23 protein-coding genes are annotated in these 20,022 nt (G+C 64.2%); 6 read left to right on the top strand and 17 right to left on the bottom strand.

From position 1 onward, the window contains the following. Positions 1-116: 116 nt before the first annotated feature. Positions 117-1,004: a LysR substrate-binding domain-containing protein gene (locus ACVDG8_RS05535; protein WP_447253809.1), complete on the bottom strand. Its 888-nt coding sequence runs from the start codon at positions 1,002-1,004 to the stop codon at positions 117-119. 82 nt (positions 1,005-1,086) lie between these two features. On the opposite strand from ACVDG8_RS05535, the gene ACVDG8_RS05530 reads away from it, so the two are divergent. Then, positions 1,087-2,688, top strand: a complete 1,602-nt coding sequence (locus tag ACVDG8_RS05530; protein WP_447253808.1) for an amidohydrolase — start codon at positions 1,087-1,089, stop codon at positions 2,686-2,688. A 19-nt stretch (positions 2,689-2,707) separates the two neighbouring features. Further along, entirely contained in the window at positions 2,708-3,640 is a 933-nt protein-coding gene (locus tag ACVDG8_RS05525; protein WP_447253807.1) for a dimethylarginine dimethylaminohydrolase family protein, read from the top strand. A 113-nt stretch (positions 3,641-3,753) separates the two neighbouring features. On the opposite strand, the gene ACVDG8_RS05520 is transcribed toward ACVDG8_RS05525, so the two are convergent. The 5 genes from ACVDG8_RS05520 to ACVDG8_RS05500 all read right to left on the bottom strand — a co-directional run bounded on the left by ACVDG8_RS05520 (position 3,754) and on the right by ACVDG8_RS05500 (position 5,945). Next, positions 3,754-4,089, bottom strand: coding sequence for a hypothetical protein (locus ACVDG8_RS05520; RefSeq protein WP_447253806.1), 336 nt, complete (start codon positions 4,087-4,089; stop codon positions 3,754-3,756). A 330-nt stretch (positions 4,090-4,419) separates the two neighbouring features. After that, positions 4,420-4,566 (bottom strand): hypothetical protein, encoded by a 147-nt coding sequence (locus ACVDG8_RS05515; protein ID WP_447253805.1) that lies wholly within the window; start codon positions 4,564-4,566, stop codon positions 4,420-4,422. A 108-nt stretch (positions 4,567-4,674) separates the two neighbouring features. Continuing rightward, positions 4,675-4,908 carry a hypothetical protein gene (locus tag ACVDG8_RS05510; protein WP_447253804.1) on the bottom strand — a complete coding sequence of 78 codons (234 nt, stop codon included), beginning with the start codon at positions 4,906-4,908 and terminating at the stop codon, positions 4,675-4,677. A gap of 73 nt (positions 4,909-4,981) precedes the next feature. Further along, on the bottom strand, positions 4,982-5,566 hold the full coding sequence (locus ACVDG8_RS05505; RefSeq protein ID WP_447253803.1) for a cytochrome c: 585 nt from the start codon (positions 5,564-5,566) through the stop codon (positions 4,982-4,984). 241 nt (positions 5,567-5,807) lie between these two features. Next, complete coding sequence (locus ACVDG8_RS05500; protein WP_447253802.1) at positions 5,808-5,945, bottom strand: hypothetical protein; 138 nt, start codon at positions 5,943-5,945, stop codon at positions 5,808-5,810. A 204-nt stretch (positions 5,946-6,149) separates the two neighbouring features. Here ACVDG8_RS05500 and ACVDG8_RS05495 point away from each other — a divergent pair, with 204 nt between their 5' ends. Continuing rightward, positions 6,150-7,721, top strand: coding sequence for a tlde1 domain-containing protein (locus tag ACVDG8_RS05495; RefSeq protein ID WP_447253801.1), 1,572 nt, complete (start codon positions 6,150-6,152; stop codon positions 7,719-7,721). Between the two features lie 4 nt (positions 7,722-7,725). Here ACVDG8_RS05495 and yddG read toward each other — a convergent pair whose 3' ends face one another. Then, positions 7,726-8,637 (bottom strand): aromatic amino acid exporter YddG, encoded by a 912-nt coding sequence (gene yddG / locus ACVDG8_RS05490; RefSeq protein WP_447253800.1) that lies wholly within the window; start codon positions 8,635-8,637, stop codon positions 7,726-7,728. 203 nt (positions 8,638-8,840) lie between these two features. On the opposite strand from yddG, the gene ACVDG8_RS05485 reads away from it, so the two are divergent. Beyond that, on the top strand, positions 8,841-10,082 hold the full coding sequence (locus tag ACVDG8_RS05485) for a glycosyltransferase (protein ID WP_447253799.1): 1,242 nt from the start codon (positions 8,841-8,843) through the stop codon (positions 10,080-10,082). 2 nt (positions 10,083-10,084) lie between these two features. Here the strand turns inward: ACVDG8_RS05485 and ACVDG8_RS05480 are convergent, their stop codons facing one another. Beyond that, positions 10,085-10,840 (bottom strand): bestrophin-like domain, encoded by a 756-nt coding sequence (locus tag ACVDG8_RS05480; protein ID WP_447253798.1) that lies wholly within the window; start codon positions 10,838-10,840, stop codon positions 10,085-10,087. Between the two features lie 170 nt (positions 10,841-11,010). Here ACVDG8_RS05480 and ACVDG8_RS05475 point away from each other — a divergent pair, with 170 nt between their 5' ends. Together ACVDG8_RS05475 and ACVDG8_RS05470 are read left to right on the top strand one after the other, a co-directional pair. Continuing rightward, on the top strand, positions 11,011-11,796 hold the full coding sequence (locus tag ACVDG8_RS05475) for a ThuA domain-containing protein (protein WP_447253797.1): 786 nt from the start codon (positions 11,011-11,013) through the stop codon (positions 11,794-11,796). Positions 11,797-11,985: 189 nt separating this feature from the next. Beyond that, positions 11,986-13,044 (top strand): Gfo/Idh/MocA family protein, encoded by a 1,059-nt coding sequence (locus ACVDG8_RS05470; RefSeq protein WP_447253796.1) that lies wholly within the window; start codon positions 11,986-11,988, stop codon positions 13,042-13,044. Between the two features lie 177 nt (positions 13,045-13,221). Here ACVDG8_RS05470 and ACVDG8_RS05465 read toward each other — a convergent pair whose 3' ends face one another. The 9 genes from ACVDG8_RS05465 to ACVDG8_RS05425 form a co-directional block, all read right to left on the bottom strand. Then, positions 13,222-13,974, bottom strand: a complete 753-nt coding sequence (locus ACVDG8_RS05465; RefSeq protein ID WP_447253795.1) for an amino acid ABC transporter ATP-binding protein — start codon at positions 13,972-13,974, stop codon at positions 13,222-13,224. Positions 13,975-14,000: 26 nt separating this feature from the next. Next, positions 14,001-14,675, bottom strand: coding sequence for an amino acid ABC transporter permease (locus tag ACVDG8_RS05460; RefSeq protein WP_447253794.1), 675 nt, complete (start codon positions 14,673-14,675; stop codon positions 14,001-14,003). Further along, entirely contained in the window at positions 14,672-15,343 is a 672-nt protein-coding gene (locus tag ACVDG8_RS05455) for an amino acid ABC transporter permease (RefSeq protein ID WP_447253793.1), read from the bottom strand. Before ACVDG8_RS05455 ends, ACVDG8_RS05460 begins: the two co-directional genes overlap by 4 nt. 120 nt (positions 15,344-15,463) lie before the next feature. Continuing rightward, positions 15,464-16,252, bottom strand: a complete 789-nt coding sequence (locus ACVDG8_RS05450; protein ID WP_447253792.1) for an ABC transporter substrate-binding protein — start codon at positions 16,250-16,252, stop codon at positions 15,464-15,466. 110 nt (positions 16,253-16,362) lie between these two features. Further along, complete coding sequence (locus ACVDG8_RS05445) at positions 16,363-17,526, bottom strand: saccharopine dehydrogenase family protein (protein WP_447253791.1); 1,164 nt, start codon at positions 17,524-17,526, stop codon at positions 16,363-16,365. Then, positions 17,523-18,029 carry an Lrp/AsnC family transcriptional regulator gene (locus ACVDG8_RS05440; protein ID WP_447253790.1) on the bottom strand — a complete coding sequence of 169 codons (507 nt, stop codon included), beginning with the start codon at positions 18,027-18,029 and terminating at the stop codon, positions 17,523-17,525. The genes ACVDG8_RS05445 and ACVDG8_RS05440 overlap by 4 nt, the downstream gene beginning before the upstream one ends. A gap of 101 nt (positions 18,030-18,130) precedes the next feature. Beyond that, entirely contained in the window at positions 18,131-18,862 is a 732-nt protein-coding gene (locus tag ACVDG8_RS05435) for a 3-keto-5-aminohexanoate cleavage protein (protein WP_447253789.1), read from the bottom strand. 372 nt (positions 18,863-19,234) lie between these two features. After that, positions 19,235-19,414, bottom strand: coding sequence for a hypothetical protein (locus ACVDG8_RS05430; protein WP_447253788.1), 180 nt, complete (start codon positions 19,412-19,414; stop codon positions 19,235-19,237). A 54-nt stretch (positions 19,415-19,468) separates the two neighbouring features. Beyond that, positions 19,469-19,951 carry a MarR family winged helix-turn-helix transcriptional regulator gene (locus tag ACVDG8_RS05425; protein ID WP_447253787.1) on the bottom strand — a complete coding sequence of 161 codons (483 nt, stop codon included), beginning with the start codon at positions 19,949-19,951 and terminating at the stop codon, positions 19,469-19,471. Positions 19,952-20,022 lie beyond the last annotated feature (71 nt).

Genomic DNA, 20,022 nt, shown 5'->3' with positions numbered 1-20,022 from the left:
GGCCAGAGGGGGTCGCCGCGCGTGGAGCGCCAACCTCTTTCTGCAGTAACAAGCCGAGCCCCATCGGACCGACCCCCTCTGTCGCCTTCGGCGACATCTCCCCCTCGAGGGGGAGATTAGAGCCTGTTCTCCGACAGCTTCGCCCGCAGCCATCCGCCGAACGCATTCAGCACCGGGTGCCCCGCCTTGGCATGCTCGAACACCAGGTAATACGACCGCGGCGAAGGGACCGATGCCTCGAACGGCTTGACCAGGCGGCCCTCGTTCAGCGCCCGGCGCCCGGTCAGTTCGTCGCCCATGGCAATTCCTTGTCCGGCGACCGCCGCCGAAAAGACCAGGTTCATGTCGGAGAAGAAGATACCGCCTTCGGTATCGGGATTTTCCACCTTGGCCAGCGCCAGCCAGCGCGCCCAGTCCTCGGTGTCGCCGAGATGTAAGAGGTTGGCGCGCAGCACGTCGGCGGGTTTGGAAAAACCACCGACCTTGTTGAGCAGCGTCGGGCTGCAAAGCGGCGTGAAGGACACCTCGCACAACAGCTCCACCGCGCGGTTCGGCCAGTTGCCGACGCCGAAGGCGATGAAGGCGTCGGCGTCCGGATTTGAGACGTCGTCGAGCCGCCGCGGCGTCAGCACGGACAGCGCTACGTCCGGGTACATCTGCTGGAATTCGCCGATATGGGTGCACAGGAACATCGAGGCGAAGCCCGGCGGGCAGGACACGGCGAACGAGCCGCCGACGCCGGCGCCGTTGTTTTGCGTTCCCGCATCGCCAAGCACGGTCAGCGCCTTCCTGACGTCCGCCGCATAGCGCTGGCCGCGTGGCGTCAGCGCCACGCCCTTGCCGATGCGTTGCAAAAGATCGAAGCCGAGGTCGCGTTCGAGCAGCCTCAACTGATGCGAGACAGCGCTTCGGGTGAGATGCAACTCGTCGGCGGCGCGCCATACGCTGCCGTGACGGGCAAAACTGTCGAGGGCGCGCAGCGCCTGCGTGGACGGTATTCGCACGGGACCTCAGGTGAACCGAATTTGCACGAGCCGGGAAAACATATCACTTTTTGATGAGCCGCTTCACTGCTTTCTTGGGGCCATGGAGAAACCGCTGACGACCTCGGCGCAACAAGCAGCACTTGCCTGCATCGACAGCATCCAGCCGCTGCTGTCGGCCTGGACGCGCACCATCTTCGATTTCGGCGAAACCGCCTGGCGCGAGTACCAGTCGGCCGCCTGGTATGTCGACCGGCTGAAGCGCGAGGGCTTTTCGGTCGAGGAAGGCTCGGGCGGCATGCCGACCGCCTTCTGCGCGCATTGGACGAACGGCGACGGTCCGGTGATCGGCATGTATGGCGAATACGACGCCGTGCCCGGCAATTGCCAGGACGCAGCGACCGTGAAGCGCGCGCGGCCGGGTCTCGGTGCGGAAGCGGGCGGCCACACCGATCCGCATTCGGGCCTCGGCATCGGCAGCCTCGGTGGCCTGCTCGCCACCAAGGCAGCGATGCTTGAGCACGGCATCAAGGGCACGCTGCGCTTCACCGGCGAGCCGGCCGAGAAGGTGAGGGGCTCGAAGCCGATCCACGCGGCCAAGGGTTACTATGACGGCCTGGCCGGCATGATCTCCTTCCACCCCTTCTACATGCTGCCGCTCTGCAACACGGCGCGCTGGGACACGCATTGCGGCGCCGCCTACGCGATGATCTACCGCTTCATCTGCGACGAGCCGGAAAACTGGGTTCGCGCAGGCGATTCAGCACCGATCCCGCAGGCGCATTCGGCGGTCCGGGCACCCGGCGCCAATGACGCGTTGATGATGATGTACATGGCCTCCAAGGCGCTGCGCGATTCCATGCTGACGCATCAGGGCGGCTGGTCGATCAGCGAAGCGATCCTGACCGCCGGCCAGGCGACCGCCGACAATCTGCCGGCCGGCCTGGCCGAAATCCAGTACATGATCCGCGTGCCGACCATTGCCATGGCCGAGCAGGCCACCGCCGTGCTCGACCGCAACGCCGAGGCCGCGGCCACGATGAGCGGCTGCCGCGTCGAGCGCCACTGGGTGTCGAAGTCGCGGCCGGGGCTCGCCAACCACGCCATGGCCGACATCACTTATCAGGCGCTGTCGACAGTCGGCGCGCCGCGCTGGAGCGATGAGGCGAGGGCGATCGCCCGCGAGGTCCAGGTCAATGCCGGTGGCGCGGCGACGGAGAACCCGTTCATCGACGAGCTGGAGCGGCTGATCGACCCGAGGCAAGCCGAGGCGATCCTCCGGCGCGACCTGCCGCCGTCGCAGGTCAATTCCACCTCCGACGACTACACCGACATGAGTTGGCATGCGCCGACCTCGCGCTTCTACGTCGCCCGCCCGGCGCTGCGCTCGACCAACGGCCATGCCTATCCCTCATGGGTGATGAACGCGCTGGGCGGCATTTCTGCAACCATCGACCCGATGGTCACCTGCGCCGCCAAGACAGTCGCGCTCACCGCGTTGCGCCTGCTGCAGGACAAAGCCGCGCGCGATGCCGCGATGGACGAATTCGTCAAGCGAACCGGCGGCGGCATAGGCGGCTCGAACTGGATCGCGCCGCTTTGCGATTACGAGGCGCCGATCAACTTCCGCTGGCCGGAATACATCACCACGCCGCGCGGGCGCGACTGGTGGATACCGAGCAGCCAACCCAATCAAGCAGCATGATCAAATCGAGGAGAACCCCATGACTGTCCATGACCGCATCGTCGCCGAGCCGTTCTCTCTGCAGCGCCGCAACCCCGCCGGCGGCACCAAGCCGCTGACCGCCTGGGGGTTTGCCAACGAAACCGATGTGTTGACCGACGTGCTGCTCGGCTCGCCGAATTTCTTGCGCCATTTGTCGACCAGCTCGTTGTCCAGAAAGCATCTGCGCGAGGCGCCTTGCAACGTCCAGATCGCGCAGGCGCAGCACAAGGACCTGGTCGCGGCCTATGAGCATTTCGGCGTCAACATCCACTGGCACGAGCCGACGCCGGAGCTGCCGATGCAGGTCTATTCGCGCGATTCCAGTGTCATGACGCCTTACGGCGCTTTCATCACCGCCATGGCCAACTGGTGGCGGCGCGGCGAGAACTATGCCGCGATCCGCACCTATGAAAAGCTCGGCATCCCGATCTACGACATGGTCACGGCCGGCACTTTCGAGGGCGGCGACTTCAACGTCATCGAGGACGGCGTGGTGCTGATCGGCTGCGGCGGCGCCCGCACCCAGGAAGAGGGCGCGCGCCAGGTGCAGGATTGGTTCGAGAAGGAAGGCTGGGAGACGCGGCTCGCCTTCATCGACGAGTACTACGTCCATATCGATCTGATGGTGGTGCCGATCGCCGAAAAGCTCACCGCTGTCTGCCTCGCCTGCACCGAGCCCGGCATCGTCGACTGGCTGAAGGGCAAGGGCCACGAGATCATCGACGTGCCCTTCCAGGACACGATGGCGCTCGGCTGCAATTTCATGTCGCTCGGCAAGGACAGGGTGATCGCGCCGACTTCGAGCAAGAGCCTGATCGGCCAGCTCAAGGCGCGCGGCTTCGAGGTCGCGGCCGTCGACATGAGTGAGATCTCCAAGACCGGCGGCGGCATTCATTGCATGGCGCAGGCGTTGAAGCGCGTGCCGGCTTAAGGGGAGTTAATCGCCAAAGCAGCGATCCTTTGCGCCTCCCTCTGTCCGGCAGGACAGAGGGAGGCGCCGTGGAGCGCGACCTATCTCGCCATAAACTCCCGAGAGGCGTTCCCTCATCGCGCCCGCCGACCACGACGCATGTCCACCGGCTCTTCCGTTGGCGGTTCGCCGGGCAGCCCCAGCCGCAGCCGCTCCTCCTCGGCAAAGCTTTCGGCTTGCGCGTGGATGTCGAACACCTGTTGCGTCAGCCTGCCGCCTTCGACGATGCGCACGATCCATTGGCCGTTGATGGCCTTTACACGGACACTGTCTGGCTCTCCCGACACCATGTACAGCCCCTGCTCTTGCATGAAGAATTGTATCTCTTGATCTGAAATACGATCTACAGCGAGGTAGGTTGCCGCAAAGCGTATTTTATTGGCCTTTAGTACGAAGGCGCCGATCGGCATTAAATATATTCAAAAGAACTAATGAAGAAAAACGATATATGGAGAGTCCAGTACGCAATTGCGTCCGGATCAGCGGGAATCGACCTCGATATGGCGCTTGTCTTCCATCGCGAGACGCAAGCGTCCTTAAGATGGTTTCAGATGGTTGCGCGTCGACCTCTGCGGCCACTCCCGGCGCGCGGCGCTCAATCGATACCGGCGTTTTGATTGCGAGCTGATGCGACGCCGATGGCGCCCGGCATAGCCGATGCCTAAGCGCGCATAGGCGAGCGTCCTCTCCCGCCCGGAAATGCGCGAACGGCTCGTGCGATCGCTCTAATTTGGGGGCGGCTAGAAGCCGAAGAACTGCTTGCCGATGAGATAGCCGAGCGCCACCACCACCAGCGGAAACAATGCCGGCGCCGCCTTGCCGAAAAGCGAGGGCTTTGCCGTCTTTGCGGCGACGCCATACGCGGCGTTGCCAAGGTTCTTGGTCATGGGTTTCCCGCAATAAAGCATAACATTAGAGATCGCTTATTAAGGTAGGAACCACTTGTTAATTTTTCGGCAAAGCCGACAGGACAATTCGAACCATTGCGCGAAGAGTTATTCCGACTGCTGCGTGCGCTCTGCAAGCGCGAAGGCCTGCAGGCTGCGCGATTTGCCGAGGTCCTGATCGGCATTGGCGATAATGGCGTGGAAGGCGGCGCGGGCGATGTCCTTCTTCTTGGCCTCGGGATGCACTTTGCGCACCGCCTTGACCAGTTCCTTCGCCGTCATGTCGGGTGTAACGAGACGCATCAGCGTATCGCCTATGGCCCGCAGTTCGCTTGCATCCATAATGAACCCCGCTTGGCTGCATAAGCCTAGCATATAGCGGGGTGAGCGAGTCACTTTTGTGATGCGGGCCGGCTCATTCGAGCTTTTTGCGGAACCGCGAATGGCAGCTCGAACAGTCCTGTAGGATAAGATGCAAGAGATGTTCCGCAGGCAGCTTTGCCGGATCGGTCTCCGCCGCGTTGGCGCGCTTGCCGAGCAGGCTGCCGCCGTCCATCGGCAGGCCGGCTCCCATGCGCATGTCGGCGCTGATCTCGGCCGGCGCCTTGTCAGCCTTGGCGGAGAGCGTGCCGGCGAGCAGGCCGATGTGGCGGGCGAGCGCCTCGAATTCCGGCCGCGCCTTGTCGATCTCCTCCCTGGCGCCTGACGGCGCGCCGAGCGAGCCGGCGGGGAATTCAGCGATCAGGACGGCGCCGGTGCGATCGCGCAGCGTCGCGGCCGCCGCCTTGAAGATCTCGGGCCGATAGTCGCGCCTGCCGTCAAACATCTCGGCGATCGTCCTCGCCGCCGCCGCCATGTCCTTCATCGAGGACTGCCGGGCAGCCACGATCGCATCGCCCGAGGCCATCGCCGTCGTCGAGGCAAGCACCAGCGAGGCGGCGAGCGCCAGCACCGCTACCTGGGACGCGATGGCGGCCGCCAGAAAACCGCGTCGATCCATTTCCTTCTCCCGGCCGCGATAGGAAGGTCGCTCGGCGGCTTTCCCTCAACCTAAGGTTTCCAGTGGCTGGAAGGTCAAGGGAGGAATCCCGTTGGAGGCTACGGCCCCCGGTCGAAGTGACTTTCTTTGGGTGGGATTGTTCGAAGGAGCAAAATGAAGCGCCCCGGGATCGGTCCACAACATTCCGGCCTGCGGGGTTCCACGCCTTGCCGAACGGTCGCAATTTGACCCAAATCGGCCTCTAGCCGGCTGAAGATGCTGCGGTTCCAGCCTTCACGGTTTCTTGACAGGGGCCGGAAAAACAGGCAGCAAAGCGGGTGAGGGAGAGCATTTCTACCGTGGCGAAGACCATGGAAGGCTCTTTTTTCGTATCGACCATCGCCAAATCGGCGACTGGTGGAGGGATTGGTTAACCAACTTTGTCCATCTTTTGAATCAATCGGCAACAGACGCGAAAGGTGCAGGGGGCACCAGGCGAACTGTAATCGTCACGGATGCAAGGTCGCAAACCGGCATGCCGATTGAGAGTGGTCGTATGGCGTTTTTGCGTTTGAAAAATCGGGGCGACACTCCTCATGGGGAGATGATTTCCAGGAAGTCCAGCCATCGCTGGATTGTGGTGCCCGCTGTCGGCGCCGCCCTTGCGCTATGGTCCGTCGCGACGCTCGCCGGCCTTTATTCGGTGGGCACGTCGCTCAACGCCGCCTCCAATGGATTGCCGAGCCTGCTTTCGCCGCGCGACATCGCGCTTGGCGACCAGCGCCGCAAGCTCGCCAATGCCTGGGCGCCGCGCCTTGCCGCCAATGGCGGTTACACGACCGGCTCGCTGACCGGCGGCTGCGATACAGGGTGCCTCAGCCTCGCCACCAGCTTCCTGCATGACGGCCGGGCGCCCGACAAATTCAAAGCTGACAACCCGAAGCACGACGGCAAGATGGCACGCCTCAAGCTGCCGGCGCCAGATACGATCGCGCACGAAAAAATCGTGCAGGAGAAGGTCGTCCTTGTGGCCTCGGCCGCCGGCGTGGCCGACCGCTTCGATGTCGTCGTCAAACGCGCCGGGCTCTCCCAGCAGAAGCTGGCCGAGGCCTTCACTCGCGCCGAGAATGCGCCCTTCATGCTGGCCAGCCTGCCAACGGCAAGCCGCTTCGGCGGGGCGCTGCCAGGCGCTCCGAACGAGGCACGCTTCGGCTCCGATCCGGCGCAGGTCCGGCAAGCCTCGGAGCTGGCGCTGGCGCTTGCCAATGCCCTGCCGGAGGATACGGCGGACGTTCCGACCACTGTTGCGCTGGCCAACAGCGACGCGCCCGATGTCGCCGGCAACCAGGACAATGGCCGGGACGGCGAATACCAGGTCGCCTCGCTGCCGCCGCAGGATGATCTGCCCGACACGATTGCCGTGCCCGGCCTTCGCCCGCGGACCACGCTTGAGCGAGCGAGCGAGGCGCCTGACCAGACTGCCGCCAAGCCGCAGAAACCGCTGGCCTCCAAGGCCAAGCCGCAACCCGCAGCTGACGACACCGCGGAAGGCGGGCAGACTACGGTCTCGCCGAGAACCGGCGACCAGGCCCTGCCGGGCGTGCCGAACTCGAAGCCGCTCGTGGCGAGCTCGAAGCCGTCAAAGAGAAGCAAGGCGCAGGCGTCTGAGATGCTGGCCTATGCAAAGCCCGACACGCCCGAGCGCGGCGGCCTCGGCAGTGCTTTCCGCAGCCTCTTCACCGGCCCGTCCATGGGCAATGGCGTCGCCGTCTATGATATCTCAGCGCGCACCGTCTACATGCCGGACGGCTCGAAGCTGGAGGCGCATTCGGGCCTGGGTTCGATGGTCGACCAGCCGCGCTTCGTCAACCGCAAGAATGTCGGCCCGACACCGCCCGACACCTACAACCTGTCACTCAGGGAATCGCGCTTCCACGGCGTCGAGGCGATCCGGCTGACGCCGGCCAGCGGCAGCAACAAATATGGCCGCAACGGCTTGCTGGCGCACACCTACATGCTGCGCGGCGGCCGTGCCGAGTCCAATGGCTGCGTCGTCTTCAGGGACTACCAGCGCTTCCTCGCCGCCTACAAGAAGGGCAAGATCAAGCGCCTCGTCGTCGTGCCGCGCCTGAACAGGTCGCTGACGCAGGTCGCCCAGGAAGGCCGCCAGGGCTGATTCTTCACCCGACAGGTTCGCTTGCCGGCGTGCTCTCTTTCCGCTTCCTGCCCAGCATGTCCTTGGCCGCCGTCAGCGCGCCGAGCACGATTAGCGCGCAGGCGAGCCCCACCGACCAGTGATAGGCGCCGAAGCCGAACGCCAGAAGGGCGATCACCGACAGCAGCGGCGCGGCGTAGGACAGCGCGCCGAGGATCATGATGTCGCCGTGCTTGCAGCCCCAGTCCCAGGCGTAGAAGCCGGCGCCGAGCGGGACCGTGCCCAGCGTGGCAATCGCCGCCCATTGCGTCGTCGTGGCCGGCCAGACCGTCCGCTCCAGTCCCAGATGCAAGAGCAACGCCACCGCCGAGGTGATCAGGCAATAGCCGGCGACGACGTCGACCGGCGTCTTGCCGAAACGGCGCGACAGCACCGAATAGCCGGACCAGACGAAAGCGCAGAACAGCGCGATGACGTGGCCGGGCATGATGCCGCCGGCGAGCCCGACGCTGCCGCCCTTGGTGATGATGGCGACCGCCCCGGCCAGGCCGAGCAGCACGCCGATGATGTGATGCGCTTTCAGCGTCTCGCCGGGTAGGAACGCGGCAAACACCACGATCAGCAGCGGCCACAGATAAGCGATCAGGCTGACCTCGACCGGCGGCGCCGATTGGATCGCGAAGAAATAGGCGCAATGGTAGATGCAGAGCCCGGCGACGCCCAGCGCCCAGACCTGCCAGGGCTGGCGCAGCGACCGGATCGCGTGTGGCCGGAAAATCCAGCTCACCACGCCCACCATGCCGCCGAGGAAGAAGGTCATGGCGGCGAGCTGGAACGGCGGGATAGGCCCGGCCGCGGTCGACAGCAGCGCCAGGAACGACCATGTCAGGATGGCCACGAAGCCGATCAGGGTGGAGACGGTTCTTGTCATGGCCATGCTTGTCGCACGGCCGCAAAGCGCAAGGTTTACCGGGAGCGACGGATTCCGACGCGCCGGCAGCTCTGTCGCAATTGATGGATTTGGGGGAGTGGAAATATTGACCCCTCCCAGAACATAAATATGGCGCACCCGGGGCTTGCGGCAAGACCCCTTACATCGCGTATTTACGCTGCTCCGATTCAATCACAACGGAGCCTGGCATGCGGATTTTACTGTCGACTTATGGCTCGCGTGGCGACGTCGAGCCCCTGGCGGCGCTCGGCGCGGCGTTACAGGCGCTTGGCGTCGAGGCGCGGGTCAGCGCTCCAGGCGATGCGGAGTTTGCGTCGCTGCTTGCCCGCGCCGGCGTGCCGCTGGCGCCGGCCTTCGCGCCGGTGCGCGAATGGGCGAAGGAGATGATCCGGTGCCGGCGTGCGTCCTCGCCCGATGGCATAGCCAGGCTGATCTCGGGCCAGGCGGCGGAGATCGTCGCGCGGCAATACGATGCGCTGAGCACGGCCGCCGAAGGCTGCGACGCCGTGGTGGCGTTCGGCCTGTTTCCATCCTGCGCCGCAGCGCGGCTGGTCGCCGAGAAAAAGGGCATTCCCTACATTCTCGGCACCTTTTGTCCGATCTGGCTGCCGTCCGAGCACAACAGGCCGCATGAATATCCGGGACACCCGCTTCCACCTGATGTCACCGACAACCGGACCCTATGGAAGCTCGACAACGCTACCAGGAACGCGTTGTTCGGCGACGCGATCAATGGTCATCGCGTATCGCTCGGCCTGCCTGCGTTGGACAATGTCCGCGACTATGTCCATGGCGATAGCGTGCTGCTCATGTGCGATCCGACGCTGGGGCCGTGGCAGCCTTCCGAGCTGATCGATGCCGTGCAGACCGGCGCCTGCATCTTGGCCGACGAGCGGCTGCTGCCGGACGACTTGGAAGCGTTCCTTCAGGCCGGCCCGCCGCCGGTCTATGTCGGCTTCGGCTCGATAGCGGTCGCCAAGGAGGCCGCGCGGGCAGCCATCGAGGCGATCCGCGCCAGAGGGCTCCGCACGGTGCTCGCGCATGGCTGGGCCGAACTCGATCTGATCGACGACCGCGACGATTGTTTCGCTGTCGGCGAGGTCAACCAGCAGGCGTTGTTCGGCCGTGTCGCGGCTGTGATGCATCACGGCGGCGCCGGCACCACCGTCGCCGCCGCGCGGGCAGGGGCGCCGCAGGTGATCGTGCCACAGATCGGCGACCAGCCCTATTGGGCGCGGAGGGCGGCGGAGCTTGGCATAGGGGCGGCGCATGACGGGCCGACGCCGACGACGGAGACACTGGCGGCGGCGCTGGAGATTGCCTTGGCGCCGGAGGTCCGGGCGCGGGCTGGCGTCATCGGCGGCAAGGTTCGCACAGATGGCGCCGAGGTGGCGGCGAGCTGGCTGGTCGATGCCTTAGCCCGGCGTTGATCTCACTGCGTCAGTTCGGTCAGCGCCCGCTGCAACGGCGTTGTCGAGACCTGGATCGGTCCGGTGAAGGGCGTGTCCATGTCCAAGATCAGATAGAGCGCCGCGGAGGCCAGCGCGCCCGAGACGATGAAGGTGCCGACGATGGTTGCGTTGCGTGGCGCGCGGAAGCCGAAGCTGGCGAAGATCAGCATCAGCCACGCAACCAGCAGAAGGATCAGCGGCACGGGAATGATGCCGTCGGACTGTCCGACCAGCACCCAACGCTGCTCGATCACCTTCTGCAGTTGCTGAGTCGCGGCCTGCAACGCGGCGGCGCGCTTGGCTTCCGGCGGCGTCAGATCCGCCAGCTGGTCGCCGACCTTGTTGAGCAGCAGTTCCGAAAGCCGGTTGGCTACCGCCGGTGTTCTCTGCGTCGGCGAGGTAGCGTCGACCAGCCGTTGCAGATAGGCGGTCAGCGTGGCGCGCGCGTCGGCGGTGTCCGGTCCGTATTGGCGCAGCGAGCGGTCGAGAATGATCAGCTGCGTCGCGAAATTGTGGACGTTGTGGTCGATGGTTTCGAAGGTGTTCTTGGCCGAGTTGATCATCAGGCCGAGCACCAGTGAGGACATCACCACGAAGAGATTGGCCGAAAGCCGCACCACGGCACTGGTATCGTCCTGGCGATGATGTTCGGGAAAGTGCGGATAGATCATCAGGCTGGCCAGCGCCGCCCCGGCCAGACAAGCAAAGATCGCCACCCCTGCAACCACTTCGCCCATGGCTCATATGCGCATGGGAAAGGGTGTTTGCCAATTGGCTCTGCGAATTCCCATCCCAGAACGAAGCCGAAGGCGTTGGCGAGCACGGGCGAAAACCGCTTCCAATACCGCCCGAAGCCTTTATGACTATCCGTCGGGCGGCTCCGGCTCACAATCATCACGAGGATACCATGACAATTCGCGCTGTCGTCTGGGGCGAGAACATCCATGAGCGGACCAATGAGGTGGTCGCCGCCCTCTATCCCGAAGGCATGCACGCCACCATCGCCAAGGCGCTGAACGCCGACGCCGGTATCTCGGCCTCCACCGCGACGCTGGAGCAGCCCGAGCACGGCCTGCCGGAGTCCCGCCTGGCCGAGACCGATGTTCTGGTCTGGTGGGGCCACAAGGACCACGGCGCTGTGGCCGACGAGGTCGTCGAGCGCGTCGCGCGCCGGGTGTGGCAAGGCATGGGGCTGATCGTGCTCCATTCCGGGCATTTCTCGAAAATCTTCAAGCGGCTGATGGGGACGCCCTGCACGCTGAAATGGCGCGAGGCGGGCGAGCGCGAGCGGCTTTGGGTGACCAGCCCCAACCATCCGATCGCCGAAGGCGTCGGTGAATTCTTCGAGCTCGAGAACGAGGAAATGTATGGCGAGCAGTTCGCCGTGCCGGAGCCGCTGGAGACCGTGTTCATCTCCTGGTTCCAGGGCGGCGAGGTGTTCCGCTCGGGCCTGACCTACCGGCGTGGCGCCGGCAACGTCTTCTACTTCCGGCCTGGGCACGAAACCTACCCGACCTATCACGACGCGACAGTGCAGAAGGTGCTGCGCAACGCTGTGAAATGGGCGCACAACCCGCAGGGCACGAGACCCGCCATCCTCGACGCGCCGAACGTGCCGGTCGACAAGGCGCTGGAGCCGATCGTCGAGCGCGGCGGCAAACTGCATGCCTCCGGCGAGGCCGGCTTCCGCTAAAACATGCCATCTGGAATTGCGTGACGATAACGCTTAGAGCGTTTCACCGTTTCACGGAAACGGCGAACCGCTCTAACTCTTTGTTTTACGCAATTCCGGACGGAAAACCGCTCACACTTTTCCTGGAATTGCTGTAGGCCAAATTGGCATATCATTGAATCGAACCAATTCGCTCAGGGAGCAAAAAGAATGCGGCTTTTGATACTTGGTACTGGCTGGATGGCGCAGGAACATGCCCGACGCTTCAGCGCCATCGATGGCGTCGAGCTTGTGGCGGCCGTCGATGTCGATGAAAAGCGGGTCGGTGAATTTGCTGACGGCTTCAAGATCCCGAAGCGCTTCACCTCGCTGGAAGCCGCGCTCGACTGGGGCGCCTTCGACGCTGTCGCCAACGTCACGCCGGACCGCATCCATCACCAGACCACCATGGCGCTGATCGCCGCCGGCAAGCCGGTGCTGTGCGAGAAGCCGCTGGCGGAAAACTTCGGCAGGGCCAACGAGATGGCGGATGCCGCGGAAGCCGCCGGCATCGTCAACATGGTCAACCTCACCTACCGCAACGTCGCGCCGCTGCAGAGGGCGCGCCAGATGGTGCTCAACGGCGAGATCGGCACGGTGCGCCATGTCGAGGCGTCCTATCTGCAGAGCTGGCTGGTGTCGAAATTCTGGGGCGACTGGCGCACCGACCCGAAATGGCTGTGGCGGCTGTCGCGCGGCCATGGTTCAAACGGCGTGCTCGGCGATGTCGGCATCCACATCCTGGATTTCGCCAGCTATGGCGCGGCGCTCGACATCGACCATGTGTTCTGCCGCCTGCGCGCCTTCGACAAGGCGCCGGGCAACCGCATCGGCGAATATGATCTCGACGCCAATGACAGTTTCGCCATGACGCTGGATTTTTCCAATGGCGCGTTCGGCGTGGTCCATGCCAGCCGCTGGGCGACCGGCCACATTAATGAACTGCGCCTGCGCATCTACGGTGACAAGGGCGGCGTCGAGGTGGTGCACAATCTGGAAGGCTCGGCTCTGAAGGCCTGCGTCGGCGACAACATCGAGACCGCCAAATGGGATGAGATCGATGCCGGCACCGTGCCGACCAACTACCAGCGCTTCGTCGAGGCGGTGAGGAGCGGCGCGCAGACCGAGCCGACCTTCCGCCACACGGCGGGCCTGCAGAAGGTGCTGGACCTGGCGGTGGTATCGGACGAGAAGCGCGCGGAATTGAGGGCCAACGCGGACACGCAGTGAGGCATGATCCTGAACCGGTCTCCGGAGAGGATCATGCTCAGACAGCAGGCCATCCCGATTCCATCTAGCAGGCTGTTGAAAAAGGATCCGAGATACCCGTTTTGAATCTGATTTGTGCTCGGTCTGATTCTGATACGTTCCGTGAACAAAACAGTTTTTCAACAGCCTGCTAGATGGCTAATGCCGTAGAATCTTGCTCAGGAAGGCGCGGCTGCGGTCGGTCTTCGGAGCGGAGAAGAATTCCTCCGGCGTGCCGCTTTCGACGATGGCGCCGGCATCCATGAACACAACGCGCTGCGCCACCTTGCGGGCAAAACCCATCTCGTGCGTCACCACCATCATGGTCATGCCTTCCTCGGCCACCGCGACCATGACGTCGAGCACTTCGGAAATCATCTCGGGGTCGAGTGCGGAGGTCGGCTCGTCGAACAGCATGATCTTGGGCCGCATGCCAAGACAGCGCGCGATCGCCACGCGCTGCTGCTGGCCGCCGGACAGCTGTGAGGGATAGGCGTTCACCTTGTCGGCGAGGCCGACCTTGGCCAGCAAGTCGCGCCCGGCCTGCTCGGCTTCGGCACGCGGGATCTTGCGGACATGGATCGGCGCCAGCGTCACGTTCTCAAGCGCAGTCTTGTGCGGATAGAGGTTGAACGACTGGAAGACGAAGCCGATCTCGGTGCGCAGCTGCGTCATGTTGGTGGTGGGGTCGCCGAGGCGCTGGCCGTCGACGATGAGATCGCCGTCCTTGATCGCCTCCAGCCCGTTGATGCAGCGGATCAACGTGCTCTTGCCCGAGCCGCTCGGGCCGCACACGACCACCACTTCGCGCGGCTCGACGCTGAGCGTGATGTCCTTCAGCACGTTGAGCGCACCGAACCATTTGTTGACGCCGCGAAAGTCGATCATGCCGGTTTTGGTCAGGTTGGTCATGGCGGTCGGCCCTTTGGTGTTCGATGTCACAACTGCACCTCACCATGGGCCGCACCCATGCGACGCTCGAGTCGGCGGGCCAGCATGATCAGCGGGTAGCAGACGATGAAATAGCCGACGCCGACCAGGAAGAAGACCAGCAGGCCGTTGGGCACGCGCTGCACCACCAGCCAGCCGACGCGGGTGAGGTCGGTCAGGCCGATCGCCGAGACGACGGAAGAATCCTTGATCAGCAACACATATTGCCCGACCAGCGGCGGCAGCACGATGCGCATCGCCTGCGGCAAAACCACCTGGCGCATGCGCTGCCAGCGCGACAGACCGGACGCCAGAGCCGCCTCGACCTGGCCTGTGGGCACGGACCGAATGCCGGCGGCAACGATCTCGCAGATGAAGCAGGCGGCCAGATCGGTCAGCGCGATGATGCCGGCGGTGAAGGCGTCGAGCTCGATGCCGAACTCCGGCAGGATGAAGAAGATCAGAAAAATCTGCACCAGGAACGGCGTGCCGCGGATCAGGTCGACCCAGGCGCCGATGACGTCCGAGATCAGCCGGTTGCCGCCGGTGCGCAAGATGCCGAGGCCGAAGCCGAGGGTCGTGCCCAGCACCAGGCTGATCAGCGACAGCACCACGGTCATGCCGAGGCCGCGCAAGGCCAGCTGATAGGAGCCGGCGAGGCTGAGGAACTGTTGCCAGATCATGTCCGCGCCCCCGCTGTGCCAAGCCAGCGGCTGGAGAGCACAGCCAGCCCTTTCAGGCAGTAGTAGAGCAGCAAATAAAAGGCGGCGATGGTGAGAAAGCCTTCCGCCGGCATAAAGCGATCGGAGGCGAGCAGCTGGCCGGCGCGGGTCAGTTCGGCAACCGAGATCAGCGATAGCAACGCGGAATCCTTGACCAGCACGATTGCCTGTCCGAGCAGTGGCGGGATCGTCACCTTGAAGGCTTGCGGCAGGACGACCAGGCGCATGCGCTGGACATAGGTCATGCCCGAAGCGACGCTGGCCTCGACCTGGCCGCGCGGGATCGACAGGATGCCGGCGCGAATGATCTCGGCGATGTAGGCGCCGCTGTTCAACGACAGCGCGAGGATGCCGACGACGAGTTCCGGCAGGACGAAGCCAAGCCGGGGCAGGCCGAAATAGAGGAAATAGAGCTGCGCCAGCAAGGGCGTGGCGCGCACGGCGTCGATATAGGCCTTGGCCGGCGCACGAAACAGCCAGCCGCGCTGCAAATTCATGGCGCACAGAACGATGCCGACGACCAGCGCGCCGACGAAGGACAGCGCCGACAGCCAGACGGTCGTGACCAGGCCCTGCCCGAACAGCGGCAGATATTCGACGATGGTGCGGAAGCTGAAATTTTCGAGCATTGGCGCGCGGTGGTGAGAGGGGGCCAGTGGTGAATAGCGAGTAGCGAAATAGGGAGCAGCAAAGCATGGCCGGAACGGCCATTCCCTATTCGCTACTCCTATTCGCTACTGGCTAATTCCTCAGTGATCCTTCTTCCAGGCGTCGGAATTGACCCAGTAGTCGAGGTTCTTCTGCAGGCGGCCGTCGATGGTGACCTGGTTGAGGAACAGGTTCATCCAGACCAGCAGGTCCGGCTCGTCATAGCGGGTGGCGAAGGCAAGCGGCTCCTTCGACAACAGCTCCGGCATGATGGTGAAGCTGCCGGCCGGATAGGCTGTCGACTGGCCCTTGACCGCCGAGACGTCGTTGACGCCGCAATCGGCCTGGCCGTTGTTGACAGCGTCGAGCAGGAGCGGACCGCCGCCCTTGTAGCTCTTGATGTCGGCATCGGGGAAGGCGGTCTTGGCTTCCTTCTCGCCGGTGGCGCCCAAAAGCACGGCGATCTTGGTGCCCTTGGCCCTGCAGTCCGCGGTGGTCTTGAACTTGCTGTCGGCCTTGGTGAAGACGGTGCTGCCCGTGTACATGTAAGGGGTGGTGAAGGCGACCTTCATGCCGCGCGCCAGCGTCGGCGTCATGTCGGCGACCAGCAGATCGGCCTTGCCCGACAAGAGCGCCGGGATAAGCCCATCCCAGTCGAAGTCGAGGAAGGTGATTTTCACACCCATTTCCTTGGCCATCAGTTCTGCGAGTTCGACCGAGCTGCCGGTGCGTTCGCCATTGGCGCCGACCAGCGAGAAGGGCGGTCCTTGCGTCTGCACGGCGACGCGCAGTTCGCCGCGCTTGGTGATCTCGTCGAGCGTTCCGGCACTGGCCGCCGTGGCAAGGCCCGCAAGCGCAAGTCCGGCGATGAAAAGCTTGGCAATCTTCATGTGGCATTCCTCCCTGTTGTAGCTGTTGTTTTGCCCGCGGATTCCCGGGGCTCCTTTTTGAGCGGCAGCGCCGTTTGCCGGCGGCAGCCACCGTTCGAAAATCCGTCTCCTCAGTCCCAGGCCACCGTCTCGGAAACCCTGATGCCGCGCTTGGCCAGTTCGTCGAAGAAGGGTCCGTCCGGCACATGCAGCAGCGGGTTCAAAAGGCCCGGTGTGGTGATCTCGCGCCGCGCCAGCATCTGCGCGACAATGCTCGCGGGATAGCCGACGCCGAGGCTCATGCCGAACAGGCCGGAGCCGAGATCGCGTTCGATGATCAGGTCCGATGTCACCGTCTTGGCGCGACCGCCCTCGAGGCCGGAGAAGACATTGCGCATCACGCAAAGGTCTTTCTCGTCGGCGCCGTACTGCAATTGAGGGCCGAGCAGCCTGCCGAGAAATTCGCGCGGGCTGGCGCTGATGCCGGGCACCTTGTCTTCGGAAAGGAAGCCGAGTTCCTTCAGCGGCGCCCAGAACGCCGACCAGCCCGGCCAGCGCAGCGTATAGCGCCCCGAGCGTTGCAGCCCTTTCGCGCCAGCCAGCATCTCGACATAGTGCAGCGCGTCGCCATTGGGAAAGGCTTCCAGCCTGCCGAGGTCCGCGACCTCGATCTCGTGGATGAAGCGGTTGTCGTGCTGCCGGCCGGCCGGCACTTCGACGCGCTTGCCATCCTCGATCATCACGCTGTCGCGGTTCTGGCTGACCAAAACCATGTCGAAGTTCCAGCTCACCTTGTAGCAGAGCGGCTTGGCCATCGCCTTCGGCTCGGGAATGCCGCCGCAATAGGAATCGATCGAAGAAATCGTAGAGAACTGTTTTGCGGCGCGCGCGTAGAGCACGAGGTCGATGCCGGGGTCGAGCCCGCATTCGGTCATGACAGATACGCCGGCCTGTTCAGCTTCGGGCGCCAGATCGGCAATGGCCTTGCCGTAATTGGTGGTGACCAGCGGCGTGCGGGTCGCGATCGCGGCCTGCACCGCCTCACGCATCAATGGCTGCGGCAACAGATCGATGGCGGCGTCCACATCCGCCAGCACCGTGGTCAGTGCCGGACCGATGGCACCCTCAGGCACAACAAAACGGACGCGGGAAAGGTCGGTCAGGCCGGCAAGCCGGGCAGGGCCGTCAGCTGCCGTATCGACGCAGACGATTTCCTCGACACCGGCGCTGGCGACGAGATCGGCGATGGCCGCTCGTCCTTGCAGGCCGAGGCCGCCGAGAACCGCTATTTTCATACCGGCTCCTTGCGGGGAGCATCTTCCGACCAGCAACCTTCCGGCAGGCTGACCCATTTATTGCACGATGCCATGACGACGAAGGTTTCGCTGCGCACCACTTCGCCGGGAATGCCGGCGCCCGGGATCAATTCGCTGGTGATGCGGTAGAGATCGGCGACATCGCCGGCCACGGTGACGTCGACAATGATGTCGAAGCGCCCGGTGACCACCGAAGCCGAATTGACGAAGGGCAGTTCGGAAATGCGCTGCGCCAGTTCGCGGGCCTTACCTCGCCCCTGGGCATTGATGCCGACAATGGCCGAGATCAGCTCTGGGCGCTCGGTCAAGTTCAACAGCCCGACGATCTTCAGCAGGTTGCGGTCGAGCAGATTGCGCAGCCTTGAGCGCACCGTCGGCACCGAGATCGCCATCGTCTCGGCGAGCCGGTTGATGCCGGGTTGGGCATCCTGCGACAACAGCTTGACCAGCCGTCGATCGGTTTGATCAAGATGCTCACGCAAAGGTTTGGCTTTCATAAAGGAGAAAAATAAGATGGAATTTCTTCCTGATATGAAAATAGCCTATGAGAAATTTTTAATAACAGCAAGAGGGGAGTTTGCAGCTACGCCGATCGGCCGGCTTTGAAGATCCCCACCGCCGCCGCCACCAGCGCGGCATTGCCATCCGCCACGCTGCCGTCCGGCAATTCCTTGCCGTCCTCCAATCCAACGCGCGTCGAAAATTTCCGCGCGGCCGCCCGTTCGACGAACGGCCACACCGTCGCGTTCTCGCCATGCAGCAGGATGGAGCGGTGGATGCCGGTGCGCTGCAGCACCTGTTCGATGCCGTCGGCGACACCAAACGCCTCATCAATCGTCTGCTCGGAAATCTCGATCAGCACGCGCAGCACCCGGCCGCCATGGTCGAGGCCGACGAGCCGCTCGGCGTCGGCGATGGAAGCCAGGCCGGCCTCGATGCCGATGCCGCGCTGGCGCAGGCTTTCCATGACGATGGGTGCGGCTGTCTCGCTGAGATTGACCGAGGCATAGTCCGGTAATTCGCGCCAGCTTGAGATGGCGACCAGGGTGCGCAGGTCGTCCTTCTCGATCCAGGCGCCGGTGGAGACGCCGATCAGCGTGCCGGGGCAGGCGCGGCGCAACGCGGCCACGGTTCTGTCCATCGCTTCGGGCGCCAGGCTCTCGCGGCCGTCCGCGCCGCGCGCGTGGACATGCAGTTCGGCCGCGCCCGCCGCGATGCAAGCCGCGGCGTCGCGCGCCATGGCGTCGGGGTCGAGCGGCAGTGCCGGGTGGAAGTCGGCGGGACGGGCACCGTTGATACAGGCCTGGACGATCATGCGAGGCGATCCTGTTGTGGGTGGCGCGAGCCTAGCAAGGGTGAGGTGGGCGGAGAACGGGTAGGGTGGGGACTGCTGACAGGATGTGAAGAGGACAGTCGTCGATGGCAGCGGGGCACGCCCCCTCTGTCCTGCCGGACATCTCCCCCTCAAGTGGGGAGATTGGCTTTTGCATCGGCTTTCGCCAATTACAAACGTTGCAAGATGAGCGCCGTCGTCAAAGTTGCTGATCTCCCCCCTTGAGGGGGAGATGGCCGGCAGGCCAGAGAGGGGGGCCTCGCGCCAACCTCAGCGCGCCGCCCGCCTCCCCACCAACCCCCACCACAGCGACACTCCCGATCAGCACCGACAGCACGCCGGCCGGCAACTCGGTTAGCGCGAACACCACACGCCCGACCCAATCCGCGAACACCACAAGCCGGATTTGCCGTCGGCCTCGCCTTGGACCTCGATCGGCGCCAGCACCTCCGATTTCTGCTGCGCCAGCGCATACGGCGCGTGCAGGAAGGTCGTGGCCAGCAAAAGCCCCGCGAGCGCGCACCGATCCATCATTAGCAAGATCCCCATCTCCAACAGCCGCGGGCAGCGCTATTAAAGAGTCAATTTTTAATTTGAGCCGTCCTCGCTCCAGATCAGGCGCAGCAGGCGCAGCAGTGTTGCCCGTTCCTTTTTCGTCAGTCGCTGCAGGAACCGGTCCTCGTGCCGGCGTACGTGCCGGCGCCATGCCGGCATCGCCTGCTTGGCTGCCTTGGTCAAAGCCAGCACCTGCACGCGCTTGTCCTGCGCGTGGTCGTCGCGTTCGACCAGTCCCCGCTCCTCGAGTTCGGCAAGCAACGGCGCCATGTTGGCGCTTTTCATGCCGAGCTGGCGGCAAAGCTCGGCGGCGCGAATGCCCGGCCTTTCGTCGATCAAGGCCAGCATGCCGTAGGTGACCGGGCGCAGCGCGGCATCGGCCAGCTCGACCGCGAAATCGTTGAGCGCCAGGGCCGAAGCGCGCCGCAGATTGTAGCCGATCTGCGCGTCGAGCTGGTCTTCGGGCGCGACCCTGCTCGTCTCGTCGGAACCGGTGCGGTCTCTTGTCTCGTCCATGCCGCAAGCGATCACCGCGATCAAAGCCCTTGTCAAGGAGAAAACACTATGCGACATAGTGATTATAAAAG

It is taken from the genome of Mesorhizobium sp. ORM8.1, assembly GCF_053005525.2.
This window is presented reverse-complemented; position numbering and strand designations above follow the sequence as displayed.